Genomic DNA, 21,851 nt, shown 5'->3' with positions numbered 1-21,851 from the left:
GGCGGTCGGCTCAGCTCTTGTCACCTGTGTTCTCCTCGTCGTCGTGCGCCGCCCCTGGGGTCCAGGCCACGGCGTATTCCCGCTCCGGCAGCCCGGGCGGGTTGGCCGTCCACACGGCGCGCAGCGCGTGCCGGCGCCGGGCGGGCCCGGGAGCCCGCACCACCAGCCGCCCCGGCTCGGCCGCCTCCACCGCGAACGCCCGCGGCCGGCCGAGGAACCCGGTGCCCTCGGCCTTCGCGGCCGCCTCCTTCGCCGCCCAGAACGCCGCCGTCCATCGCGCCCGGCCACCGCCCTCCGCCGCGCACACCCGGTCGAGCAGGGCCAGCTCCTCCGGGCCGAAGGCGACGGCGAGCGTGGCCGGGTCCAGTTCCCTGACCTCCTCGATGTCGATGCCGGGGCCGGGCCCGCCCGCCTCCCGCCCCGCGGGGCGCGGCACCACCAGGGCGACGGCCGCCTCCGCCCGGTGGGCCAGCGTCAGGTCGAGCGGCGGCAGGGCCCTGCCGTGCACGCCGACGGCGTAAGGGCGGCCCGACCCGTCGTTGCCGATGCGGACCTCGGCGGGGAACACCGGGCCCGCGCCGTGCGCCCACAGCCAGCGCCGCACCGCGTCCTTGGCCGCGATCCGGCCGAGCAGGAACTGCCTGCGGCCCCGCGGCGGGTGCCGCTGGTACGCCTCGCGCTCCGGGCCGCCCAGGTGGTTGCGCATGATCAGCTCACGGGACGCCAGGTCCGACCAGCGCTCGTGCACCAGCACCCAGCCGCCGGACCGGGGCCGGGAGAGGGTGTTGCGCTCGGGGAAGCGCTCCACCGGGCGGGTCTCGGGGTGGCTGTCGAACCTGCGGTCCCGCCAGCCGGTCAGCTCCGCCCACACGGTGCCGTCCACCACGAGCTGCGCCTCGGCCTCCAGCGTGGTGGCGTCCAGGGAGACGATCCTGACCAGGCACTCCACCGCGGTGCCGGGGGCCGGGTGCGGGCCGAAGAACCGCAGGTGCCGCATGCCGACGGGGAACACCACGGTCCGCTCGGCGCGGGTGGCCATGATCCAGTAGCCGAGCAACTGGCCGACGTTGTCCAGCAGCGCGCCGGGCGCGGGCGGCACGGTGAGCACGCCCCGCACATGCGCCTCGCCGATGCCGGTGAGGGCGGTGACGCCCCGGAACGCCGGCCCGTGGAACATCCACCGCTCCCGGTACAGGTCGGCCGCGGTGTGCTCGGGCGCCCGCTCCCCGGGGCCGGCCCGCCACGGCGCGGGCGGGGCGGGCCAGGCGGGGGCCAGCTCCACGGTGGCGCGGGCGGCCCGGCCGAACTCCGCGACGCGGCGGCCGTCCGGGGCGGGGGTGACGGTGACGGGCACGTCCACCGGCGGGGACGCCGTCACCCACTGGCCGAACCCGGCGTCGCGCACGGCCACCGCCCGCAGCCCGGGCGCGTCCCGCTCGGCCGCCTCCATCAGATGGGCCACGATCGTGGTCGCGGGCACCACCGGCCACCGGTCGGCCTCGTCCGGCCAGTCCGCGCGCTGCGGGAAGAAGCAGTGGTCCCGCAGGTGAGGCATGTCGGCGGTGGACACCCGCAGCACGGTCCGCCCACCCGGCGGGGACGGCTGCGGTGACGGCGGCTGCGGTGACGGCGGCGGGGACGGGGGAGGGGCGGCGCGCCCCTGCCCCGCGCCCGCGGCGATCAGCTCGGCCGCGGTGCCCGCCGTCTCCCGCAGCAGCGCCCCGAGTTCCGCGGCGAGCGGGGAGCTCCCGGCCAGCGCGTCGAGTCCGGTGCCGGGCCCCGCCGCGGGGGCGGGCCGCAGCGCGTCGCGCAGCTCCGCCAGGCGCGGCCCGTCCAGGCCGATCAGCGCCCCGCCCAGGTCCAGTCGCGCCGGGGCGGCCCCGCCGCGGCGCGCCGACCCGGGCCGGGGCAGCGCCGGGTCCACCCGCGCCCCGTCCGCCCACAGCGCCACCGCCACCCGCCGCAACTGCGCCAGCCCGTCGCGGTGCGGCGTGTTCGCGGCCACGGCCAGGTGCTCGCGCGCGCCCAGGGTGTCCCCGACGAGCGACGCCAACTGCCCGGTGCCGACGACGACGAACGCCCGGAACCCGGCGGCGTGCATCGCCTCGGTCAGCGGCCGGAACCGCACCGGCTCCAGCAGGTGCCGCACGAACAGCTCCCGCACGTCCGCCTCGGCCTCCGGGTAGGGGGCCGCGGTCGTCGCCGACCAGACCGGTACCCGCGGCGGGCGCAGCCGGAACCGTTCCGCCGCCGCCCGGATCGGCGCCAGACACGGCGCCAGCATCGGGGTGTGGAAGCCGGACTGGAACGGCAGCACCTGCGCTATCACGCCGTCGGCGCGCATCGCCCGGACGAACTCCTCCACCGCCTGGCGCGGGCCGCACACCATGCACTGGCTGGGGGCGTTGTCGTGGGAGAGCACCACGCCTGGGTGCTCCGCGAGCCGGGCGGCGACCCGCTCCGCCGGGGCGCCGAGCGCGGCGAACACCACCCCGGGCACGTGCAGCGCGTCCGGGTCGAAGGAGGCGAGGAACGCGTCCACCTCCTCACCCGCGTACAGGCCGCCCGCCGCCATCGCGGTCCACTCGCCGACGCTGTGCCCGGCCACCGCGTCCGGCCGCACGCCCATGCGGCGCAGCGCCGCGTCCAGCAGCCTGCCGACGGCGAACACGCCGACGCCGTGCCGCCCGACGTCGCCGACCCGGGCGTCGGCCCCGTCGAGCCGGGGCAGCCCGAAGTACTCGGCCACCCCGTCCAGTCGCGGGGCGAACTCGCTCTCCAGGCCGGGGAAGAGGAACGCGAGCCTGCCGCCGCCGCCCAGCAGCGGGCGCGGGGCGAACCACACGTCGTTGCGGCCCCGCCACGGGCCGCCCCGGGCCACCACCCGCCGGGCCAGGGCGAGCCGTTTGGGCGTGGGGTCCACCACGCCGAGCCGCACCGGCCCGGGGTGCCCCGGGTCGGCGCCGCGGGCGAGCAGCGCCGAGTCGTCCGCCGCCAGCAGCGCGGCCAGTCGCTCCGGGCCGTCCGCGGCCAGGGTCAGGGCCCGCTCCGGCTCGGTGACGGTGACGCGGGGCCGCCCGGCGGGGGCGGGGGCACCCGGCGGCTCCTCCAGCACCACATGGGCGTTGATGCCGCCGAACCCGAAGGCGTTCACCGCCGCCCGGCGCACCCCGCCGGGCGGGACCCGCCACGGCTCGGCGGCGGCGAGCGCCCGGAACCTGGTGGCCGCCAGGCCCGGGTGCGGGTCGTCGCAGTGCAGGGTGGGCAGCAGCGTCCCGTGGTGGAGGGCGAGCGCCGCCTTGACCAGCCCCGCGACCCCGGCGGCGGGCATGGTGTGGCCGATCATCGACTTCACCGAGCCGATCACGGCCCGCCCGCCCGCGCCCCCGGCGGGCCCGAACACCTCGGCGAGCGTGGCCAGTTCCGCGGTGTCCCCGGCCGGGGTGGCGGTGCCGTGCGCCTCCAGCAGCCCCAGCGACCCCGGCTCCCGTGGGTCCAGGCCCGCCGCGGCCCAGGCCCGCCGCACGGCGCGGGCCTGCCCGCCCGGGTCCGGGTTGACCAGGCCCGCGGCCCGGCCGTCGCCGGCCACGCCGGTGCCGCGGATCACCGCGTACACCCGGTCGCCGTCGCGCAGCGCGTCGTCGAGCCGCTTGAGCACCACCACGCCGGTGCCCTCGCCGATGAGGATGCCGTCGGCGTCCCGGTGGAACGGGCGGCTGCGCTGGCTCGGGGACAGCGCGCCCAGTTGCGCGAACACGCTCCACAGGGTGATGTCGTGGCAGTGGTGGGTGCCGCCCGCCAGCATCACGTCGCACCGCCCGGACGCCAGCTCGCCCACCGCCTGGTCCACCGCCACCAGCGAGGAGGCGCAGGCGGCGTCCACGGTGTAGGCGGGGCCGCGCAGGTCGAGCCGGTTGGCGACCCGGGACGCGGCCAGGTTCGGCACCAGGCCGATCGCCGCCTCGGGCCGGTCGGGGCCGAGCCGCTCGGTGAACGCCCGCCGCACCTGCTCCAACCGGTCGGCGCCCAGCTCGGGCAGCAGCTCGGCCAGGGTGCGGGTGAGCTGCCGCGCGGTGCGCACCCGCTGGTCCAGGCGCGCCAGGCCGGGCGTCAGATAGCCGCCGCGGCCCAGCACCACGCCGACCCGGTCCCGGTCGGGCAGCCGCTCCTCGCCGCCCGCGTCCGCCAGGGCCGCGGCCGCCACGTGCAGGGCGATCAACTGGTCCGGTTCGGTGCCCGCCACGGACGCGGGCATGATCCCGAACCGGACCACGTCCACCTCGGCGATGTCGTCCACGAACCCGCCGCGCCGGCAGTACACCCGGTCGGGGGCGCCGGAGGCGGCGCCCGGCGCGTAGTACTCGGGGTCCCACCGCCCGGCCGGGACCTCGGTGACCGCGTCCCGGCCCTGGACCAGGTTCCGCCAGTAGGCGTCCAGGTCGCGGGCGCCGGGCAGCAGCACCGCCATCCCGACGACGGCGACCGGCGCCGCGCCCGCCACGCTCACCAGCCCGACGCGGTGTAGACGACCGAGCCGGACGGCTCCTGCGACCAGGCCAGCTCGCGCAGCAGCGCCAGGGTGCCCTCCTCGGGGTCGATGAGCCGCACGCCCCGGCGGGCGTACTCGCGGGCCAGTTCCGGGGTGACCATCCCGCCGTGCGCCCCGGACGGCGCCCACGGGCCCCAGTGCACGGTCAGCGCGCGGCGGCCGGTGCGCGCCGACCACCGCGCCCCCAGCTCCTCCAGCGCGTCGTTGGCGGCCGCGTAGTCCGCCTGCCCGCGGTTGCCGAGCACCGCGGCGACGCTGCCGAACAGCACCGTGAACGCCGGGCCGCCGGGCAGTTGCTCCAGCGCCTCCAGCAGCGCCGCGGCGCCGCCCGCCTTGGTGTCGAAGACCCGCTGGAAGGACTCGGGGGACTTCTCCGCGATCAGCTTGTCCTCGATCACCCCGGCCGCGTACACCACGCCGTCGAGGCGGCCGTGCTCCGCGTGGATCTCCTTCACCGCCTGCCGGACCGCGTCGGGCTCCCGGAAGTCCACCGACCGGTACCGCGCCCGGCTGCCGAGCGCGGTCAGCTCGGCGAGGGTGGCGGCCACCTCGCGCCGGGCCAGGAGGGCCGCCGCCTCCCGCTGGATCTGCGCGGGCGTGCGCCCGCCGAGCGCCGCGAGCGCCGCGCGCAGCGCCGTCCCGTCGCGGGCGTCCGCGGTCGCGGGGTCCTCCGGGCCCTCCGGCTCCGGGGTGCGGCCGAGCAGTTCGACGCGGCAGCGGGCGGCCGAGGCCAGCGCGGCGGCGAACCGGGCGGTGATGCCGCGCGCCCCGCCGACCAGCACCACCACCGACTCGGGGCCGAGCCCGAGCGCCTCGGCCTCGGCGGCGCCGTCGCCCGCGGGGCCCGCGCCGGACGAGGCGAGCGCGCCGAGCGGCGCCTCGACCGGCGCCAGGCCCTGCCGCCCGGAGCCGGTGCGCAGCACCACCGGGGCCGGGTCACGGCTCGTCAGCTCGGCGACCAGCGCCCCGGCCACCTCGCCCGGCGCCGCCGCGTCCGGCAGGTCCACCACCCGCGCGGTCAGGTCCGGGTACTCCCCGGCCACCGTCCGGAACAGCCCGCGCAGCCCGGCCGTCCGCGCCTGCCCGCGCCGCGCGGCCAGCAGCCACCGCGGGCCGCGGGCCAGCGCCGCCCGCACCACGGGGAACGCGCCCGGCAGCACGGGCGGCCCGGAGTCGGCCAGCGGGTCCAGCAGCACCACGCCGTCGAACGGGCCGTCGTCCTCGCCCAGGGTGTGGCCCGCGCCGAGCGGCACCGCCCGCGCGCCCAGCTCGCCGAGCCGCGCCGCCAGCGCGTCCGCCGCGCCGTCACCGTCCCCCAGCAGCGCGAGCCGCGCGCCCGCGAGCACCGCGGCCGGGTCGCCCTCGGGCTCCGGCAGCGCCACCGGCCGCATCCGCAGCCGCCGCGGCGCCTCCCCGGCCACCGGCGGCACCCCGCCGTCCGACGTCACCCCGCCGTCCGGCGGAGGCCCTTCACCGGGGGACGGGGGTACGGGCTGCGCCACCGCGTCCTGTCCCGCGGGAGCGAGCCGGGCGGTCAGCCAGTCGGTGACGGCGGCCGCGGTCCGCGCCCTGGCCAGTTGCTCCAGGTCCGCGTCGCCGAGCGCCGCCGCGCCCTCCCCGGCCACGCCCAGCCGGGCGGCGAGCTCGCCCGCGATCTCGGCCCGCTTGATGGAGTCCACGCTGAGGTCGGCCTCCAGGTCGAGGTCCGGCTCGATCATGTCCACCGGGTAGCCGGTGCGCTCGCTGATGATCTCCGCGACCACGCGGAGCACCTGCTCGGCGGTGACCGGCCCGCCCGGGGCCGCGGCGGGCCCGGGCGCGGACCGCGCGGCGGGATCCGGTACGGCCCGGCCCGGCACGGCGTCGCCCGGCATCACGTCACCGGGCATCACCTCACCCGGCACCACCCGCCCGTCCACCGGCAGCGGGCCCGCGTGCGGGGCGGGGGCCGCCGGGGAGGTGCTCGGCGCGGCCCCGAGGTACGTCAGCAGCACGTCCCGCTGCGCCGCCACCATCTCCCGGCTGCTCCGCAGGAACTCCCGCACCAGCGCCTCGGCGCCGCCCTCCGCCGGGCCCGCCCCGGCCCCTCCGGTCGCTCCGCTCGCCCGGATCGCCCCGTCCGCTTCCGTCACAACCGCCTCCGCGATACGTCGGGCCGGTGCCAGCGCACCCGGCAGGAGTTCCCCGTCCGCAGTGCGGACCAGTTGCCCGTCCACCGTCCAGCCGGGCCGCTTCGGCGGGCGCGCCGGGTCGGGCTCCACGGCGTCCCGGCCCCGGAACATCCAGCCGCAGCGCACCGGGAGCCCGGCGACGGCCAGTTCGGCGAGGGAGTCCAGCAGTCCGCGCAGGTCGCCGCGGTGCCCCGCGCACGGCACCGCGCGGTGCGGGCGGTCGCCGAGGACCGCGCCCACCAGGCGGGTCAGCACGGTGCCGGGCCCCGCCTCCACGAACACCCGGGCGCCCGCCTCCCACATCGCCTCGACCTGCTCGGCGAACCGGACCGGGGCGCCGATCTGCGCGGCCAGCTCGGCGCGCAGCGCCCCCGGGTCGGGGTCGTGCGGCGCCGCGGTGCGGCCCGCCCACACCGGGAACTCCGGCGCCCGCACCGGCCGCGCCGCCAGCGCCCGTGCGAACGCCTCCCCGGCCCCGGCCACCAGCGGGCTGTGGAAGGCGCACGCCACCGGGATGCGCTTGGCGCCGCGCCCGGCGCCCTTCAGCGCCCGCACCGCGGCCTCCACGGCGTCCGTCGGCCCGGAGACCACGGTCTGCTCCGGCGCGTTGCGGTTGGCGACGACCACCGCGCCGCCGAGCCCCGCCGCGGCCAGCACCCGCTCCACCTCGCCGGGCCCCGCCGCCACCGCGGCCATGGCCCCCGGGTCGGCGCCGGACCCGGCCGCGTCCAGGATCGCCTCGGCCCGCGCCGCGCTCAGCTCCAGCAGGTCCGCCGGGTCCAGGGCGCCCGCCGCGCTCAGCGCCACCAGCTCGCCGTAGGAGTGCCCGCCCGCCATGTCGGGCCGCACCCCGGCCGCGGTGAGCAGCGCGTGCGCGGCCAGCCCCGCCATGCCCAGGGCGGGCTGCGCCACCCGGGTGTCGGTGATCCGGGCCCGCTGCCGGGACCGGGCGTCCTCGCCGAACGCGGCGGGCGGGTGCAGGGCGGCGGCGTGGGCGCGGCCGAGCTCCAGGTAGCGGTGCAGCTCGGGGAAGGCGACGAACAGCTCGGCGAACATCCCGGGGCGCTGGCTGCCCTGGCCGGGGAAGAGGAACGCCACCCGGCCCGGGGCGTCCGCGTCCTCGCCCGCGAGGCGCAGGCCCGCCTTCGGGTCGTGCTCGCCGGCCAGCGCCCGGCGCAGCAGCGCCGCCAGGCCGGCCGTGTCCTCGGCCACCACCGCCACCCGCACCGGCCCGTGCCCGGCGTCGCCGCGGCGGGCGGCGGCCAGCGCCAGGTCCCGCAGCCGCCACGGCCGCCCGGCCGCCTCGCCCGCCTCGACCAGGCGCAGCAGCTCCTCCACCGCGCGCAGCGCCGCCGCCCGGTCGCCGCCGCGGAAGCAGAACAGCTCGGCGGGCCAGGCGTGCAGGGCGTGCGCCGGGGGCGGGCCGCCGTCGTGCGCGGCGAGCACCAGGTGGAAGTTGGTGCCGCCGAACCCGAACGCGCTCACCCCGGCGAATCGTTCCTCCACCGGCGCGGCCCACGGCGCGGCCTCGGTGTGGAAGACGAACGGGCTGCGCTCGGCGTCCCAGGCCGCGTTGGGCCGGGACAGGTGCAGGGTCGGCGGGCGCACCCCGGTGTGCAGGGCCAGCGCCGCCTTGATCACACCGGCCAGCCCCGCGGCGCACTTGGTGTGCCCGATCTGCGACTTCACCGACCCCAGGGCGCAGGTGCCGGGCGCGGCCCCGGCGGCGGTGAACACCTCGCCGAGCACCGTCAGCTCCGTCCGGTCGCCGACGACCGTGCCGGTGCCGTGCGCCTCCACCAGGCCCACGTCGGCGGGGGAGACCCCGGCGGCCCGGTACGCCCGCTCCAGCGCGGCCCGCTGCCCCTCGGGGCGGGGCGCGGTCAGGCCCAGCGACCGCCCGTCGCTGGAGCTGCCCACGCCCTTGATCACCCCGTAGACGCGGTCGCCGTCCCGCTCGGCGTCCGCCAGGCGCTTGAGCACCAGGCACGCCACGCCCTCGCCGAGCGCGATGCCGTCGGCGGACGAGTCGAACGCGCGGGACCTGCCGGTCGGGGACAGGGCGCGCACCGAGGAGAAGAGCACGTAGTCGTTGACGCCGTTGTGCAGGTCGGCGCCGCCGCACAGCACCAGGTCGCTGGTGCCCGACACCAGCTCCTTGCAGGCCACGTCCACGGCGGCGAGCGACGAGGCGCAGGCGGCGTCCACCGTGTAGTTGGCGCCGCCCAGGTCGAGCCGGTTGGCGATCCGCCCGGAGACGACGTTGGCGAGCATGCCGGGGAAGGAGTCCTCGGTGAGCTCGGGCAACTGCTCGGCCAGGGCGGGGGGCACCCGGCTCAGGTAGGACGGCAGCACGGCGCGCAGCGTCTGCGCGTTCGACAGGTCGCTGCCCGCCTCAGCGCCGAACACCACCGACGTCCTGGCCCGGTCGAACGCCCGGCCGCCGTCCCCGTACCCGGCGTCGTCCAGGGCGCGCCGCGCCGCTTCCAGCGCCAGGAGTTGCACCGGTTCGACGCTGCCGAGCGACGCCGGGGGGATGCCGTAGCGCAGCGGGTCGAACGGGATCCGCGGCAGGAACCCGCCCCACTTCGACGTGACCGCGCCGCCCTCCCCGCAGTGCACCCGCGGGTCCCACCGCTCCGGCGGCACCTCGGTGACGGCGTCCACGCCGCCGACCACGTTCGCCCAGAACGACGCCAGGTCGGGCGCCTGCGGGAACATGCAGGCCATCCCGACGATCGCCACGTCGAGCGGCGCGGGCGCGGCCTTCTCGCGCCCCTCCCGCCCGTCCCGCCCGTCCGCGCGCTCCCGCGCCCCGGCCGCCCGCGCGGCCAGGAAGTCCGCGGCCTCCGGTCCCACCGCCCGGTGCAGCGCCGCGAGGGTCGTCACCCGCGAGCGCAGCACCGCGACCTGGCCCGCCATGAACATCCCGTCGCGCAACTGCCGCTCCTCGTCCACCGGCGCGGGCCGTCCGCCGGGGCCGCGCTCCACGCCCTTGCTGGCCAGCCGCAGCCGCCCGACGTTGAGCCGCTCCAGCTCCTCCCACATCCGCCGCTCCGGCACGCCCCGCGCCCGCAGCTCCTCCTTGACGGCCCGGTAGCCGTCCGCGAACGGGCTGGCCACGCAGCGGGTGGCGTGCCCGGGCGCGGTCGTGAGCAGCACGGTGCGCCGCGCGGCCAGCACCTGCCGCTGGAACAGCGGCCCGACCGCGCCGTGCGCCACGGCCTCCTCGGTGAACAGGTACGCGGTGCCCATCAGCACGCCCACGGCGGCGCCGCGCCGGGTCAGCGGGGCGGCGAGCGCGGCCACCATCGCCGCCGACCGCGCGTCGTGCACCCCGCCCGCGAACAGCACCTGCACCCGCTCCGCCTGCCCGGCGCCGTCCGGCCCGTCCAGGAAGTCCGCGAGCACCGCGAGCTGGGCCTCCCACAGCGGGAAGCTCGCCCGAGGACCGACGTGGCCGCCGCACTCGGAGCCCTCGAAGACGAACCGGCGCGCCCCCGCGCCGAGGAACTGGCGCAGCAGGCCCGGCGAGGGCACGTGCAGGAACGCGGCGATCCCGGCCCGCTCCAGCGCCTCGGCCTGCGCGGGGCGCCCGCCCGCGACGATCGCGTGGGACGGCCGGGCCTCCCGCACCGCCTCCAGTTGGGCGTTCCTGACCTCCTCCGGCGCGAACCCCAGCACGCCCACGCCCCACGGCCGCCCGGCCAGCGCCGCCCCGGCCTCCCGCAGCATCTCCCGGGCCCGCTCCCGCCCGGCCAGCGCCAGCGCGACGAACGGCAGACCGCCCTCGGCCGCCACCGCCGCCGCGAACCCCGCCTGGTCGCTGACCCGGGTCATCGGCCCCTGCGCCACCGGGAACGCGGTGCCCAGCGCCCGGCACATCGCCGAGCCCGGCAGCAGGGCCGCCGCGGCCTCGTCGTCGCCGAGGGCGCCGCGCACCGCCTCCCGCACCGCCCGCACCGCGCCCGCGGCGTCGCCGCACCGCCGCGCGAACCACGCCGCGAGGAACCCGTCCTGGCCCACCGGCAGCAGTCGCGCCGTGAGCTCCCGCACCCCGAGCAGGCCCGCCACCAGGGCCGGGTCGGCGTCCTCCGCCGGGAGGGCGGGGCCGGCCCCGGGGCGGCGCAGCACCCGGTGCCCGCCCGCGACGACGGTCTCCGACCCGTCCATGGACCGCAGCGCGGCCGCGGCCTCCGCCGGCAGGCCCGACTCCGCCAGCAGCGCCAACTGGGAGTCCAGCACCACCCCGGCGGCGCCCCCGGCCACCGCGGCGGCGGCCGTGCGCGGCCCGATGCCGCCGCAGGCCCACACGGGCACCCCCGCCAGTCGCGGCTCGCCCAGCAGGTGCTGGAGCAGCACGAAGGTGCTCAGCTCGCCGACCCGCCCGCCGCTCTCCGCGCCCCGCGCCACCAGCCCGTGCGCGCCCGCCCGGACCGCGGCCAGCGCCTGCTCCACATCCGTGACCTCGGCCAGCACCCGGCGCCCGCCCGCCCCGGCGTCGCTCGGCCGCCACGGCGCGTCCACCCCGAGCACCACGGCGCACGGGCCTTCGCCGAGCTCGCCGGGGTCCAGCCGGCACCCCGCGGCGACCCGCACCCCGTACCGGGCGCCGGACGACCAGCGGCGCAGTCGCGCCAGCTCCTCGCGGGCCCGCAGGTCGCCGCGGCCGAGGTCGAGGACGCCGAGCCCGCCGGCGCGGCTGACGGCCGAGGCCAGCCTGGCGTCCGGTTCACCGAGGGGAGTGATGCCGATGACTGTCGCACCGGGGCTCGCTGAGCACATGGGTTCTCTCCGAGAGAATCGATGGCGCAGGGGAAGAACCGGACACGGGCAGAAATGCCACTTGCGCTGCCCGGCTAATTCGGGGACGCGAGCGTCGAAAGTAGCCACGAAGTTACCGACCGGTCAACCTGCCCGGTCCGCTTTCCCGCGCCGCGCGGCCGCCCCGGTGAATGCGGGGACAATTTTCCGCCGTCTCCGAAAATGTTCGCGCCACCGGTCGCGGGCCGGTCACGGGGGCGGGATCGCGCCACTGTTCACGAGGGTGGCCGAGGGCTTCGTGGCAGGTTCGCGCGCATGGCGCGAGCGGGTCGTCAAGCTGCGAGGTTGTTAAATCTTCATGTCCATGGTCGGATCATGGCCGGAAAAGGTGCAACGCCGGCCCGGGGCGGTCCGTGACACGCCGAAAAAACCCGGTTGTCGCGCTTTCCCGCCGTGTCCCCGCACATGCCGCTCATTTCCGGGAAATGCCCGCCCGCGCTCCGCGGTGCCGCCCCGGGAAGGAGGACGCCGCCCGGCCCCCGCACGGTTGCCGGAAAACACCGCGCCCGCCCCCGGGGGAAAACCCGGTGCCGGCCCGCGGCGGCCACTGCGAGACTGGCGCGATGCGCATCCCGCCCGCCGCCCTCGACTCGCTGCGCGGCCTCGTCCTCGGCGACGCCTTCGGCGGCGCCTGGTTCCGCGTGCCGCGCGAGGACCGGGAGGGGGCCATGGCCCGCCGCGCCGCGCCGGGCGACGGCCCGTGGCCGTGGACCGACGACACCGCCCAGGCCCTGACCCTCGTCCGCCACCTCGCCGCCACCGGCGCGGCCCCGGACACCGCCGAGCGCCCGGCCGCGCCCGCCGCCGTGGACCAGGACGCCCTCGCCCTCGCCTTCGCCGCCACCTACGCGGCCGACCCGTACCGCCAGTACGGCGGGTCCATGCACGAGGTGCTGCGCCGCGTCGGGGCGGGCGAGCCGTGGCGCCGGGTGACGGCGGGCCAGTTCGAGGGCCAGGGCTCGTACGGCAACGGCGCCGCGATGCGGGTGGCGCCGCTCGGCGCCTGGCTCGCGGACGACCTGGCCGAGACGGCGCGGCAGGCCGGGCGCCAGGCGGCGGTCACCCACCACCACCCCGAGGCCGCCGCGGGCGCCGTGGCGGTGGCGGTCGCCGCCGCCCTCACCGCCCGCTCCCGTGGCGGCCCGCCCCCCGCGGACCTCCTGACGGCCGTCGCGGGCCACCTGCCGCCCTCCGAGGTGCGCTCGGGTCTGCGTATCGCCGCCCGCCTGCCCGCGTCCACGACGGTCCGTCACGCCGCGGCGGTCCTGGGCTCCGGCCACCGCATCTCCGCCCAGGACACGGTGCCGTTCGCCCTGTGGTGCGCCGCCACCCGCGCGGACGACCTGGCATCCGCCCTGTGGGCGACGGTGACCGGCGGCGGCGACATGGACACCACCTGCGCGATCGCGGGCGGGGTGGTGGCGGCCAGGACCGGCCTGCGGGGAATCCCGGAGCGGTGGCGGGCGGCCGTGGAGCCGCTGCCCGGGGAGTGGGGCTCGGGGGCAGGGGCGGCGCCGGGGAGGCCCGCCCGACCCTCCGGGCAGAGCGCGCCCCGCGGGTGCGGGGACGGTCCCGGAAGGGCCGCGGGGCCCGCGCGTTCTTCGCCGTGACCCCCGTGCGTGCGGGGGTGGTCCCATCATCTCCATGCCTGACTGGCTCCGTCCGAAGTGCCTCCCGCGCGTGCACGGGTGATGCCATCATCACGCGCCCCCGGAGGTTCCGCATGCCGTGATCCCCGGGCCCGCCCACCCGCCGGAACCCCTTTCACCTGCCAAAACGCCCCGGCGCACGGCGGAGCCGCGGCCCGGTCACCGGGTTCGCCCGACCCGGTGAACACGCGCCGCCCGGCCGGGGGACGGACCGTCACGCGCCGAGGCCCCCCGGCGCCGCGGACCGCCCCCGCCTCACCCCTCCCCGGCCCCCGGCCGCGCCGGCCCGTCCAGCAGGGCGAGGTGCTCCGGGGTCAGGCGCAGGTCCGCCGCGGCGCTGTTCTGCTCCAGGTGGTCGATCCGGGCGGTCCCCGGGATCGGCAGCACGACCGGTGCCCGCTCCAGCAGCCAGGCGAGCGCGACCTGCGCGGGGGTGGCGCCGAGCTCCGCCGCCACGGCGCCGATCTCCGGTGAGCCGCCCGACGCCGCCCCGGCGACCGGCCGCCACGGCAGGAACGCGATGCCCGCCTCGGCGCAGGCGTCGAGCACCGGCTCGTGCTCCCGGTCGAGCACGCTGTAGCGGTTCTGCACGCTCGCGATGTCGGCGATCCGCCGCGCCTCGGCCAGCTCCGCGACGGACACCTCGGACAGCCCGATCCGCGCGATGCTGCCCTCCTCCCGCAGCTCCCGCAGCGTGCCGACCTGGTCGGCCAGGGGCACCTGGGGATCGACGCGGTGCAGTTGGAGCAGCTCGATCCGCTCCACGCGCAGCCGGCGCAGGGCCTGCTCGACCTGCCCGCGCAGCACCTCGGGCCGCCCGTCGAGCCCCCACTCGCCGGTGTCGGGCGACCGGGCGACGCCGACCTTGGTGGTGAGCAGCAGCCCGTCGGGGTAGGGGTGCAGGGCCTCGGCGAGCAGCTCCTCGTTGGCGCCCCCGCCGTACAGGTGGGCCGTGTCGATGAGGGTGATGCCCAGCTCCACGGCCCGCCGGGCGACCCGCACGGACTCCTGGCGGGCGGGCCCCGCCCCGGTCGGGAGCTGCATGGCCCCGAACCCCAGCCGCCGCACCTCGAAGTCCCCGCCGACACGAAACGTCGCGTTCGCCATCCCCGTCCCCGCCTCTCGATCGAGGGGCGAACGCTACCAAGGCGGTTCGGCCCCGCCCGGGCGCCCGGTGGGCAGACTGGGGGGATGACAGCCGTACGACGCAGCGCCGGAATCCTCGTCTACCGCAGGCCGCCGGGCGGCCTGGAGGTCCTCATCGGGCACATGGGCGGCCCCTTCTGGGAGGCCAGGGACAGCGCGGCCTGGTCGGTGCCGAAGGGCGAGTACGAGGCGGACGAGGAGCCGCTGGCCGCCGCGCGCCGCGAGTTCCTGGAGGAGCTCGGCCTGCCCGCGCCCGACGGCGAACTGCTCGACCTCGGCGCGGCGCGCCAGCCCAGCGGCAAGGTCGTCACCATCTGGGCGGTGGAGGGCGACCTGGACCCCGACCTCATCGCCCCCGGCACCTTCGACATGGAGTGGCCCAGGGGCTCCGGCCGCGTGCAGTCCTTCCCGGAGATCGACAAGGTGGCGTGGTTCTCCCTCGCCGAGGCCCGGGACAGGCTCGTCGCCGGACAGCGTGTGTTCCTCGACCGCCTGGCCCGGCGCGTCGGCTGACCGTGGCACCCTGGCGGTGTGACCGCACCGGAGATCCACATCAGTCTCGCCCCCGAGCTGCGCCTGTTCACCGCGGGTGCCGACCGCCGCCGGGGCGCCGCCGCCGTCCCGATCGACGGCACGTCCACCCTCGGGCACTTGGTGGAGTCGCTCGGGGTGCCCCTCACCGAGGTCGGCGGGCTGCTGGTGGACGGCCGCCCGGTCCGCGCCTCCCATGTGCCGCGCCCCGGCGAGTCCGTGGAGGTGCACGCCATCGTGCGCCCGCAGCGGGTCCCCGGGGCGCCGCTGCGGTTCCTGCTCGACGTCCACCTGGGCACCCTCGCCCGGCGGCTGCGGCTGCTCGGGGTGGACGCCGCGTACGAGCGCGACGACATCGGCGACCCCGCCCTGGCCGCGCGCTCCGCCGCCCAGCGCCGGGTGCTGCTCTCCCGCGACCGCGGCCTGCTGCGGCGCAGGGAGCTGTGGTCGGGCGCCTACGTCTACAGCGACCGCCCGGACGAGCAGTTGCGCGACGTCCTCGGCCGCTTCGCCCCGCCGCTCGCCCCGTGGACTCGCTGCACCGCCTGCAACGGCGCCCTGGCCGCCGCGGAGAAGGACCAGGTCACCCACCGCCTGGAGCAAGGCACCCGGCGCACCTACGACGTCTTCGCCCGCTGCACCTCCTGCGACCGCGTTTACTGGCGCGGCGCCCACCACGCCCACCTGGAGTCGATCGTCGCGCAGGCGCTGGCGGAGTTCGGCGGCGCGGCCGTGTGACCGCCCGGGGGCCGTTCGCGGCCCCCGCCCCGCCGCCGTGCGCGCCGACGGCGGCGGGGGGTGCCGCCCACCGCGCCGCCGCGGTGGGCGGCACCCCGCGCGACACGCCCGCGCGCTCGCACGAATCGCCGGCGCGGCACGGGGCCGCCGCGAACCACTGAGGGCACGTCAGTGGCCCCGTTCACCACCCGTCAAGCAGCCGTCCACCAGAAGTCAATACCTGTGCCGTATCGATCTGTGGCGGTCGTCACACAAAAACCGGATGTGCTGTTTCCATGGGGCGGAGCCGGTAACGTTACGAGTACGTGTGAGAGCAAGGGGTGTCCATGAGGCAGCGGGCGATGGCGGTCATCACCCTGCTGCTGGCCGCCTTGGTGCTCCATCTCGGCCTGCCCCACCACGCCGCCGCCACCACGACCCCCGCCGAGCGCACCCAGTCGCGGGTGGAAGGCCAGGGCGAGTCCCTGGACGCCCCCCAGACCCGGGCGGACTGCCCGACGGCCCACCGCGGCGGCGACCAGGATCCGCGCCTGAGGGCCCGCGGCGCGCACCTCGCGGTGCCGGGGCCCGCGCCCGTCGGCTCTCCCGGCGGCGCTCCCGCGGCGGCCGGCCATCCCGCCGTCACCGCCGTCGCCGACCCGCTCGCCGTGAGAGACAGACACGCCTCCCACCCCGGGCTCACCCCCACGCCCGTCGCCCTCCGGGTGATCCGCTGCTGACAGGCGGCGGGCATCCGGCGTGCGCGACCGCGCGCTGACCCCTCCCGGCTGACGTACCGGCACCGCCGGCGCGCACCCCTGCGCGGCCCGCGGCGGCACGGCACCGGCCCCTGCCCGCGGCCGGCCCCACGCACCGTCACCCTCGACGGGGCACCGGGCCGGGCCCGCCCCCGCACCCACCGGCCTCCGGCCCGTGGCACCGCGGGGGAGCCGGGGCGGCCGGACGGCGGGTCAGGCGCTCCCGCCCCGCTCCCGCAGGCAGCCCCCGCCCCGCGCGGCCGGGACGCCCCGGCCCGCGTCGCCGAACCCGGCGGCGAGGCCGCGTCCCCGACGGGCCGGCGGCCCCTGCCGCGGCGGCGCGCACCGCCGTCCGCCCTCCCCTCCCCGCGCGCACCCCACCGGAGCGCGCCTCCTCCCACCTGCCCTCTCCCCGACCTCCAACCCCCACGACAACTCCACACCAACCCGAGAGCGAGGCCGATATGCAGTCCCTGATCGACCATGCCCGAGGTTTCTCCCGCAAGATCGCCGATCGGCGCGACGACTTCGCCGAGCTGGCCAAGGGCCAGCACCCGCAGGCCCTGTTCATCGCCTGCTCCGACTCCCGCGTCATCCCCGCGCTGATCACCGGCGCCCGGCCCGGCGAGATCTTCGAGCTGCGCACCGCGGGCAACATCGTTCCCGAGTACCGCCCGGACGCCACCTGCGGTGTCACCGGCACCATCGAGTTCGCCGTCGAGGCCCTCGGCGTCCCCGACATCGTCGTCTGCGGCCACTCGCACTGCGGCGCCGTGAAGGGGCTGCTCCAGAAGGAGGCCGTGCGGTCGCTGCCGCTGATGGGCCGCTGGCTGGACCGCTCCGGCTTCCCCGCCGACCTGGCCGCGCCCGTTCCCGACGGCACCGACCCGGCCCACGCCGCCCAGCGCCACCTGCTCAACCAGCTCGACCACCTGCGCGGCCACCCCTGCGTCGCCGCCCGGCTGGCCGAGGGCCGACTGCGGCTGCACGCCTGGTACTACACGGTCGAAACCGGTGAAGTCCTCACCCACCGGCCGGACACGGACCGCTTCGAGGCGCTGTAACCCGGCGGAGCACCGGTCCCCACGGCACCCGCACGCCGTCGCTCCGACCGTCCGTGCCCTCCCCCACACGAAGGACACCGATGATCTCCCCAACTGTGTCGCTCCGGGGCGCCCTGCGCACCGACCTCACAGCGTCGCTCGTCGTCTTCCTCGTCGCCCTGCCGCTGTGCGTGGGCATCGCCGTCGCCTCCGGGGTCCCGGCCGAACTCGGCCTGGTCACCGGCATCGTCGGCGGCATCATCGTCGGGTCGATGCCCGGCAGCAGCATCCAGGTGTCGGGCCCCGCCGCGGGCCTGACCGTCCTGGTGTACGAGGCCGTGGACACCTACGGCCTGTCCGCGCTCGGCGTGATCGTGCTCGCCGCCGGGCTCATCCAGGTCGCGCTCGGCCTGCTCAGGTTCGGCCGCTACTTCCGGGCCATCTCCGTCGCCGTCGTCGAGGGCATGCTCGCCGGCATCGGCCTGGTCATCATCGCCGGGCAGTTGTACGCCATGGCGGACCTGCCCGCCCCTTCCTCCGGCATCGACAAGATCACCGGCCTGCCGGGGCTCGTCGCCGACATCGCCACCTCCGGCACGGCCCTGAAGGCGTTCGCCGTCGGCGCGGGCACCGTCGCCGTGATGGTGCTGTGGCCGAAGCTGCCCGACCGGGCACGGGTGGTGCCCGGCGCGCTCGCCGCCGTGGGCCTGGCCACCGCCGCCACCGCCGCGCTCAGCCTGCCCCTGGCCAAGGTCGAGGTGCAGGGCCTGCTCGGCTCCGTCCAGCCGCCCGGCGGGGACGACTTCGGCCGCCTCGCCGAGATCGGCCTGCTCGGCACCGTCGTGGCGTTCGCGCTCATCGCCTCCGCGGAGAGCCTGTTCAGCGCCGCCGCCGTGGACCGGCTGCACGACGGCCCCCGCACCGACTACGACAAGGAGCTCGTCGCGCAGGGCGTCGGCAACTCCCTGTGCGGGGCGCTGGGCGCGCTGCCGATGACCGCGGTGATCGTCCGCAGCTCCGCGAACGTGCACGCGGGCGCGAAGACCAAGGCGTCCCGGGTGCTGCACGGGGTGTGGCTGCTGCTGTTCGCCGCGCTGCTGCCCGCCCTGATCGGCGTCATACCCCTGGCCGCGCTGGCGGGTGTGCTGGTGCACGCGGGCTTCAAGCTGCTGCCGTTCGGCAAGCTGCCCGCGCTGTGGCGGGAGCACCGCGGCGAGGCCGTCATCCTCTCGGTCACCGCCGTGGCCATCGTGGCCGTCAACATGTTCGAAGGCGTGCTGATCGGTCTGGGCGTCGCCGTGGTGAAGACGGCCTGGGAGACCTCGCACGTCCGCATCGACATCGAGGAGAGCGGCGCCGGGCCGATCCGGGTCCGCTTCCACGGCAACGCCACCTTCCTGCGCCTGCCGAAGATCATCGACACGCTGGAGCGGCTGCCCGGCCACCGCCCGGTCGAACTGCACCTCACCGAGCTCCGCCACCTCGACCACGCCTGCGGCACCGCCCTGACCGCCTGGGCGGACCGCCGCAACAACCAGGAAGCCGAGGAGGGGGTCACCCTGATAAAGGCCGCCTGACCCGCCCCCTTCCCCCTCTCCGCCCGGCCGCCCCGTCCGACGGGGCGGCCGGGCGCGGTTGACGGGGCGCGCGCCGGTGCGCCCCTTCCTCCGCCGAGGTGAGGACGAGCCCACGGGCACCGCGGCGCCGCCGCCGACGGACCTGCTCGGGCGCGCCCCGGCCGGGCTCGCACCCTCCCCACCGCAACTCTCCGGCCCTCCGCCTTCCCCCTTCCACGCCGGGGAGCGCTTCCCCCGCCTGCCGTGGCCACGCGACCGACGGTGTCCCCACCGCCCGCCCTGAACGTGCCGCTCACCAGCGCGCCGCCAACCGACCTCCCGCGTCTCGGCGCTTCCGCGTCTCTGTGTCTCTGCGTCTCCGCGCTTCCGCGCTTCCGCGCTTCCGCGCTTCCGCGCTTCCGCGCTTCCGTCTCTCTGCCCCTCGCCTCCGCGTTCCCGTCCCCGCCCTCCCCGCGACACCCGCCGCCCCCGCCACACCCAAACGGCAACCCAGTCACTTTCATTACCGAGTTGCATTTTCCTCCCCTCTCCGGTTGAGTGGTCCGCCCCGAGCAACGAGAGGACCCCATGACCGACGTACTCATCGTTGGCGCAGGCCCCACCGGCCTCACCCTTGCCTGCGACCTCGCCCGCCGCGGCGTGGCCGTGCGTGTCGTCGAGCGCCGTGCCGTTCCGCACCGCGAGTCCCGCGGCAAGACCCTCCACCCCCGCAGCCTGGAGGTGTTCGAGGACCTGGGCGTCGTCCGCGGGATCCTGGACGGCGGCGTGGCCCACCAGATCTACCGGAAGTACTTCGACGGCCGGCACATCAGCGACTCCGACCCGTTCGCCGGCCCCGGCCCCACCCCGGACGCCCCGTACGACAGCGCGGTGTTCATCCCCCAGTGGCGGGTGGAGGACGTGCTGCGCGAGCGGCTCGCCGGCTTCGGGGTGGCCGTGGAGCACGGCGCCGAGCTGACCGGGTTCAGCCAGGACGACGACGGGGTGAGCGCCGTCCTCGCGGACGGCCGCACCGTGCGGGCCGCCTGGCTGGTCGGGTGCGACGGAGGGCGAAGCCCCGTCCGCAAGGCGCTCGGGGTGGGCTTCGAGGGGAGCGGGGAGCCGGAGCCGGTGATGGTGGTCGGCGACCTGCGGGCCGACGGGATCGGCCGCGACCACTGGCACCAGTGGTTCACCGGGGACGGCGGCGTGATGCTGTGGCCGATCCCGGGCACCGACGCCTTCCAGTTCCAGGGCGGGGTGGAGACCGACGAGCGGGGCGCGCCCGTGCCGCCGTCGCTCGAGGGCATCCAGCGCCAGTTCGACCGGCACGCCGGGGTGCCCGGGGTGCGGCTGCGCGACGTCACCTGGCTGTCCACGTGGCGGGTCAACGTCAGGATGGTGGACCGACTGCGCGTCGGGCGGGTGCTGCTGGCCGGGGACGCCGCGCACGTCCACCCGATCGCGGGTGGCCTGGGCATGAACACCGGCATCCAGGACGCCCACAACCTGGGCTGGAAGCTGGCCCTCGCGGTGGCGGGGCGGGCGGGCGCCGCGCTGCTGGACACCTATGAGGAGGAGCGGCTGCCGGTGGCCGCGTGGACGCTGGGCATCACCACGGACCGGCTCGCCCGGGTGCTGGAGGCCGTGAAGGTCCCCGGCGGCGGGGTGGACGCGGCGGCGCCGGGGGCGGCCCCGCCCGGCTACCGGTGGAGCACCCTAGCGGCGGGCCCGGGCAACGGCGCCCTGCACCCGGGCGACCGCGCGCCGGACGCGCCCTGTGCCGACGCGGCGGGCCGCGGGGTCCGCCTGTTCGAACTGTTCGCGGGCCCGCACTTCACCCTGCTCGCCTTCGGCCCGTCCGCCGCGGCGGCGCTGGCCGGGGTGGCGCCGGCCGGGGTGGACGAGGGGCTGGTGCGCGCGCACCCGGTGGACGCCGGGCCCGAGGGGCTGCGCGACGCGGCGGGCCACGCCCGGCGGGCCTACGGCGTGGACGGCGACGCCCTGGTGCTCGTCCGGCCCGACAACCATGTCGCCCTGATCGAGGAGGGCCCGCGGGTGGACGCCGTCCTCGCCTATCTGGACGCCCTGCGCGGGTAGCCGCGGCGGCACCGCCCGGCCGTCCCCGCCGACCCGGGCGGCGCCGCCCCCGTCGCACCCGCCCCACCCCTCTCCCCGCCCATCGATCGCACCTGCATATGATGTGCAGCAAGTAGGTGCAGGAACGTTTCGGCCCCATGGCGACGAAGCGACATGACGACGCGGCGGCGTGGCGTGCGGCGGCGTGGCGTGCGGCGAAGCGACGACGTGACGAGGTGAAGGGACGGCCGTGGCCGACTACTCGATCAAGGTGGCGACCCGCGGCGACCTCGACGCGGCCCGCGGCGTCATGCTCGACACCGTCTACCACGACTTCGGCTGCGGCTACGTCCCCCGCTGGCACGCCGACATCATCGACCTCGACGGCGCCTATCTGCGCCCGCCGCGCCACACCCTGCTCGTCGCCGTGGACGGCCGCGACGGCGCGGTGGTGGCGACCGGCGCCCTGGACTCCCGCGGCCCGCTGCACCCGCCGAACCCGCGCTGGCTCGCCGAGCGTTACCCCTCGGGCGAGACCGCCCAGTTGCGCCGGGTGTACGTGCGCCCCGAGCACCGCCGCCGCGGCCTGGCCCGCCGGCTGGTGCGCGAGCTGCTGGAGTTCGCGATCGCCGACGGCGGCTACCGGGCCGCGTACCTGCACACCGACCCGGCCGTGCCCGGCGCCGAGGCGTTCTGGCGGTCGCTGGGCAAGGTGGTGTGCGACGAGCGCGAGGAGCAGGGGGGCGGCCAGAGCACCGTCCACTTCGAACTCCCCCTCGCCTAGCGGCGGTTCGAGGGCGCCCCGCGGCGGCGTTCCGGGGAAGGTGG

General features: G+C 77.8%; 11 protein-coding genes. 8 read left to right on the top strand and 3 right to left on the bottom strand.

Going from position 1 to position 21,851, the window contains the following annotated elements:
• Nucleotides 1–10: 10 nt before the first annotated feature.
• Both ACYVO2_RS08655 and ACYVO2_RS08650 read right to left on the bottom strand, forming a co-directional pair.
• The gene (locus ACYVO2_RS08655; protein ID WP_461007089.1) at nucleotides 11–4,510 is read right to left on the bottom strand and encodes a beta-ketoacyl synthase N-terminal-like domain-containing protein; all 4,500 of its coding nucleotides are present in this window, start codon (nucleotides 4,508–4,510) and stop codon (nucleotides 11–13) included.
• The gene (locus ACYVO2_RS08650) at nucleotides 4,504–11,505 is read right to left on the bottom strand and encodes an SDR family NAD(P)-dependent oxidoreductase (protein ID WP_461007040.1); all 7,002 of its coding nucleotides are present in this window, start codon (nucleotides 11,503–11,505) and stop codon (nucleotides 4,504–4,506) included. Before ACYVO2_RS08650 ends, ACYVO2_RS08655 begins: the two co-directional genes overlap by 7 nt.
• Nucleotides 11,506–12,107: 602 nt before the next feature.
• Here ACYVO2_RS08650 and ACYVO2_RS08645 point away from each other — a divergent pair.
• A complete protein-coding gene (locus tag ACYVO2_RS08645; protein ID WP_461007039.1) occupies nucleotides 12,108–13,154 on the top strand; it encodes an ADP-ribosylglycohydrolase family protein in 1,047 nt (348 codons plus the stop codon).
• Between the two features lie 294 nt (nucleotides 13,155–13,448).
• Here ACYVO2_RS08645 and ACYVO2_RS08640 read toward each other — a convergent pair whose 3' ends face one another.
• Nucleotides 13,449–14,300, bottom strand: a complete 852-nt coding sequence (locus ACYVO2_RS08640; protein ID WP_461007038.1) for an aldo/keto reductase — start codon at nucleotides 14,298–14,300, stop codon at nucleotides 13,449–13,451.
• 84 nt (nucleotides 14,301–14,384) lie between these two features.
• Here ACYVO2_RS08640 and ACYVO2_RS08635 point away from each other — a divergent pair, with 84 nt between their 5' ends.
• From ACYVO2_RS08635 to ACYVO2_RS08605, 7 genes are all read left to right on the top strand, one after another.
• The gene (locus ACYVO2_RS08635) at nucleotides 14,385–14,852 is read left to right on the top strand and encodes an NUDIX domain-containing protein (RefSeq protein WP_461007037.1); all 468 of its coding nucleotides are present in this window, start codon (nucleotides 14,385–14,387) and stop codon (nucleotides 14,850–14,852) included.
• Between the two features lie 18 nt (nucleotides 14,853–14,870).
• Nucleotides 14,871–15,608 carry a Mut7-C RNAse domain-containing protein gene (locus ACYVO2_RS08630; RefSeq protein ID WP_461007036.1) on the top strand — a complete coding sequence of 246 codons (738 nt, stop codon included), beginning with the start codon at nucleotides 14,871–14,873 and terminating at the stop codon, nucleotides 15,606–15,608.
• 326 nt (nucleotides 15,609–15,934) lie between these two features.
• Complete coding sequence (locus ACYVO2_RS08625; protein WP_461007035.1) at nucleotides 15,935–16,327, top strand: hypothetical protein; 393 nt, start codon at nucleotides 15,935–15,937, stop codon at nucleotides 16,325–16,327.
• A 482-nt stretch (nucleotides 16,328–16,809) separates the two neighbouring features.
• Complete coding sequence (locus ACYVO2_RS08620) at nucleotides 16,810–17,409, top strand: carbonic anhydrase (protein ID WP_461007034.1); 600 nt, start codon at nucleotides 16,810–16,812, stop codon at nucleotides 17,407–17,409.
• A gap of 80 nt (nucleotides 17,410–17,489) precedes the next feature.
• Nucleotides 17,490–18,965: a SulP family inorganic anion transporter gene (locus tag ACYVO2_RS08615; RefSeq protein WP_461007033.1), complete on the top strand. Its 1,476-nt coding sequence runs from the start codon at nucleotides 17,490–17,492 to the stop codon at nucleotides 18,963–18,965.
• 567 nt (nucleotides 18,966–19,532) lie between these two features.
• Entirely contained in the window at nucleotides 19,533–21,044 is a 1,512-nt protein-coding gene (locus tag ACYVO2_RS08610) for an FAD-dependent oxidoreductase (RefSeq protein WP_461007032.1), read from the top strand.
• 229 nt (nucleotides 21,045–21,273) lie between these two features.
• Nucleotides 21,274–21,807 (top strand): GNAT family N-acetyltransferase, encoded by a 534-nt coding sequence (locus ACYVO2_RS08605; protein WP_461007031.1) that lies wholly within the window; start codon nucleotides 21,274–21,276, stop codon nucleotides 21,805–21,807.
• The last annotated feature ends 44 nt before the right edge of the window (nucleotides 21,808–21,851 follow it).

This window comes from Streptomyces capparidis (genome assembly GCF_054782095.1).
The sequence above is the reverse complement of the archived record's forward strand: the minus strand, read 5'-3'. Positions and strand labels throughout refer to the sequence as shown.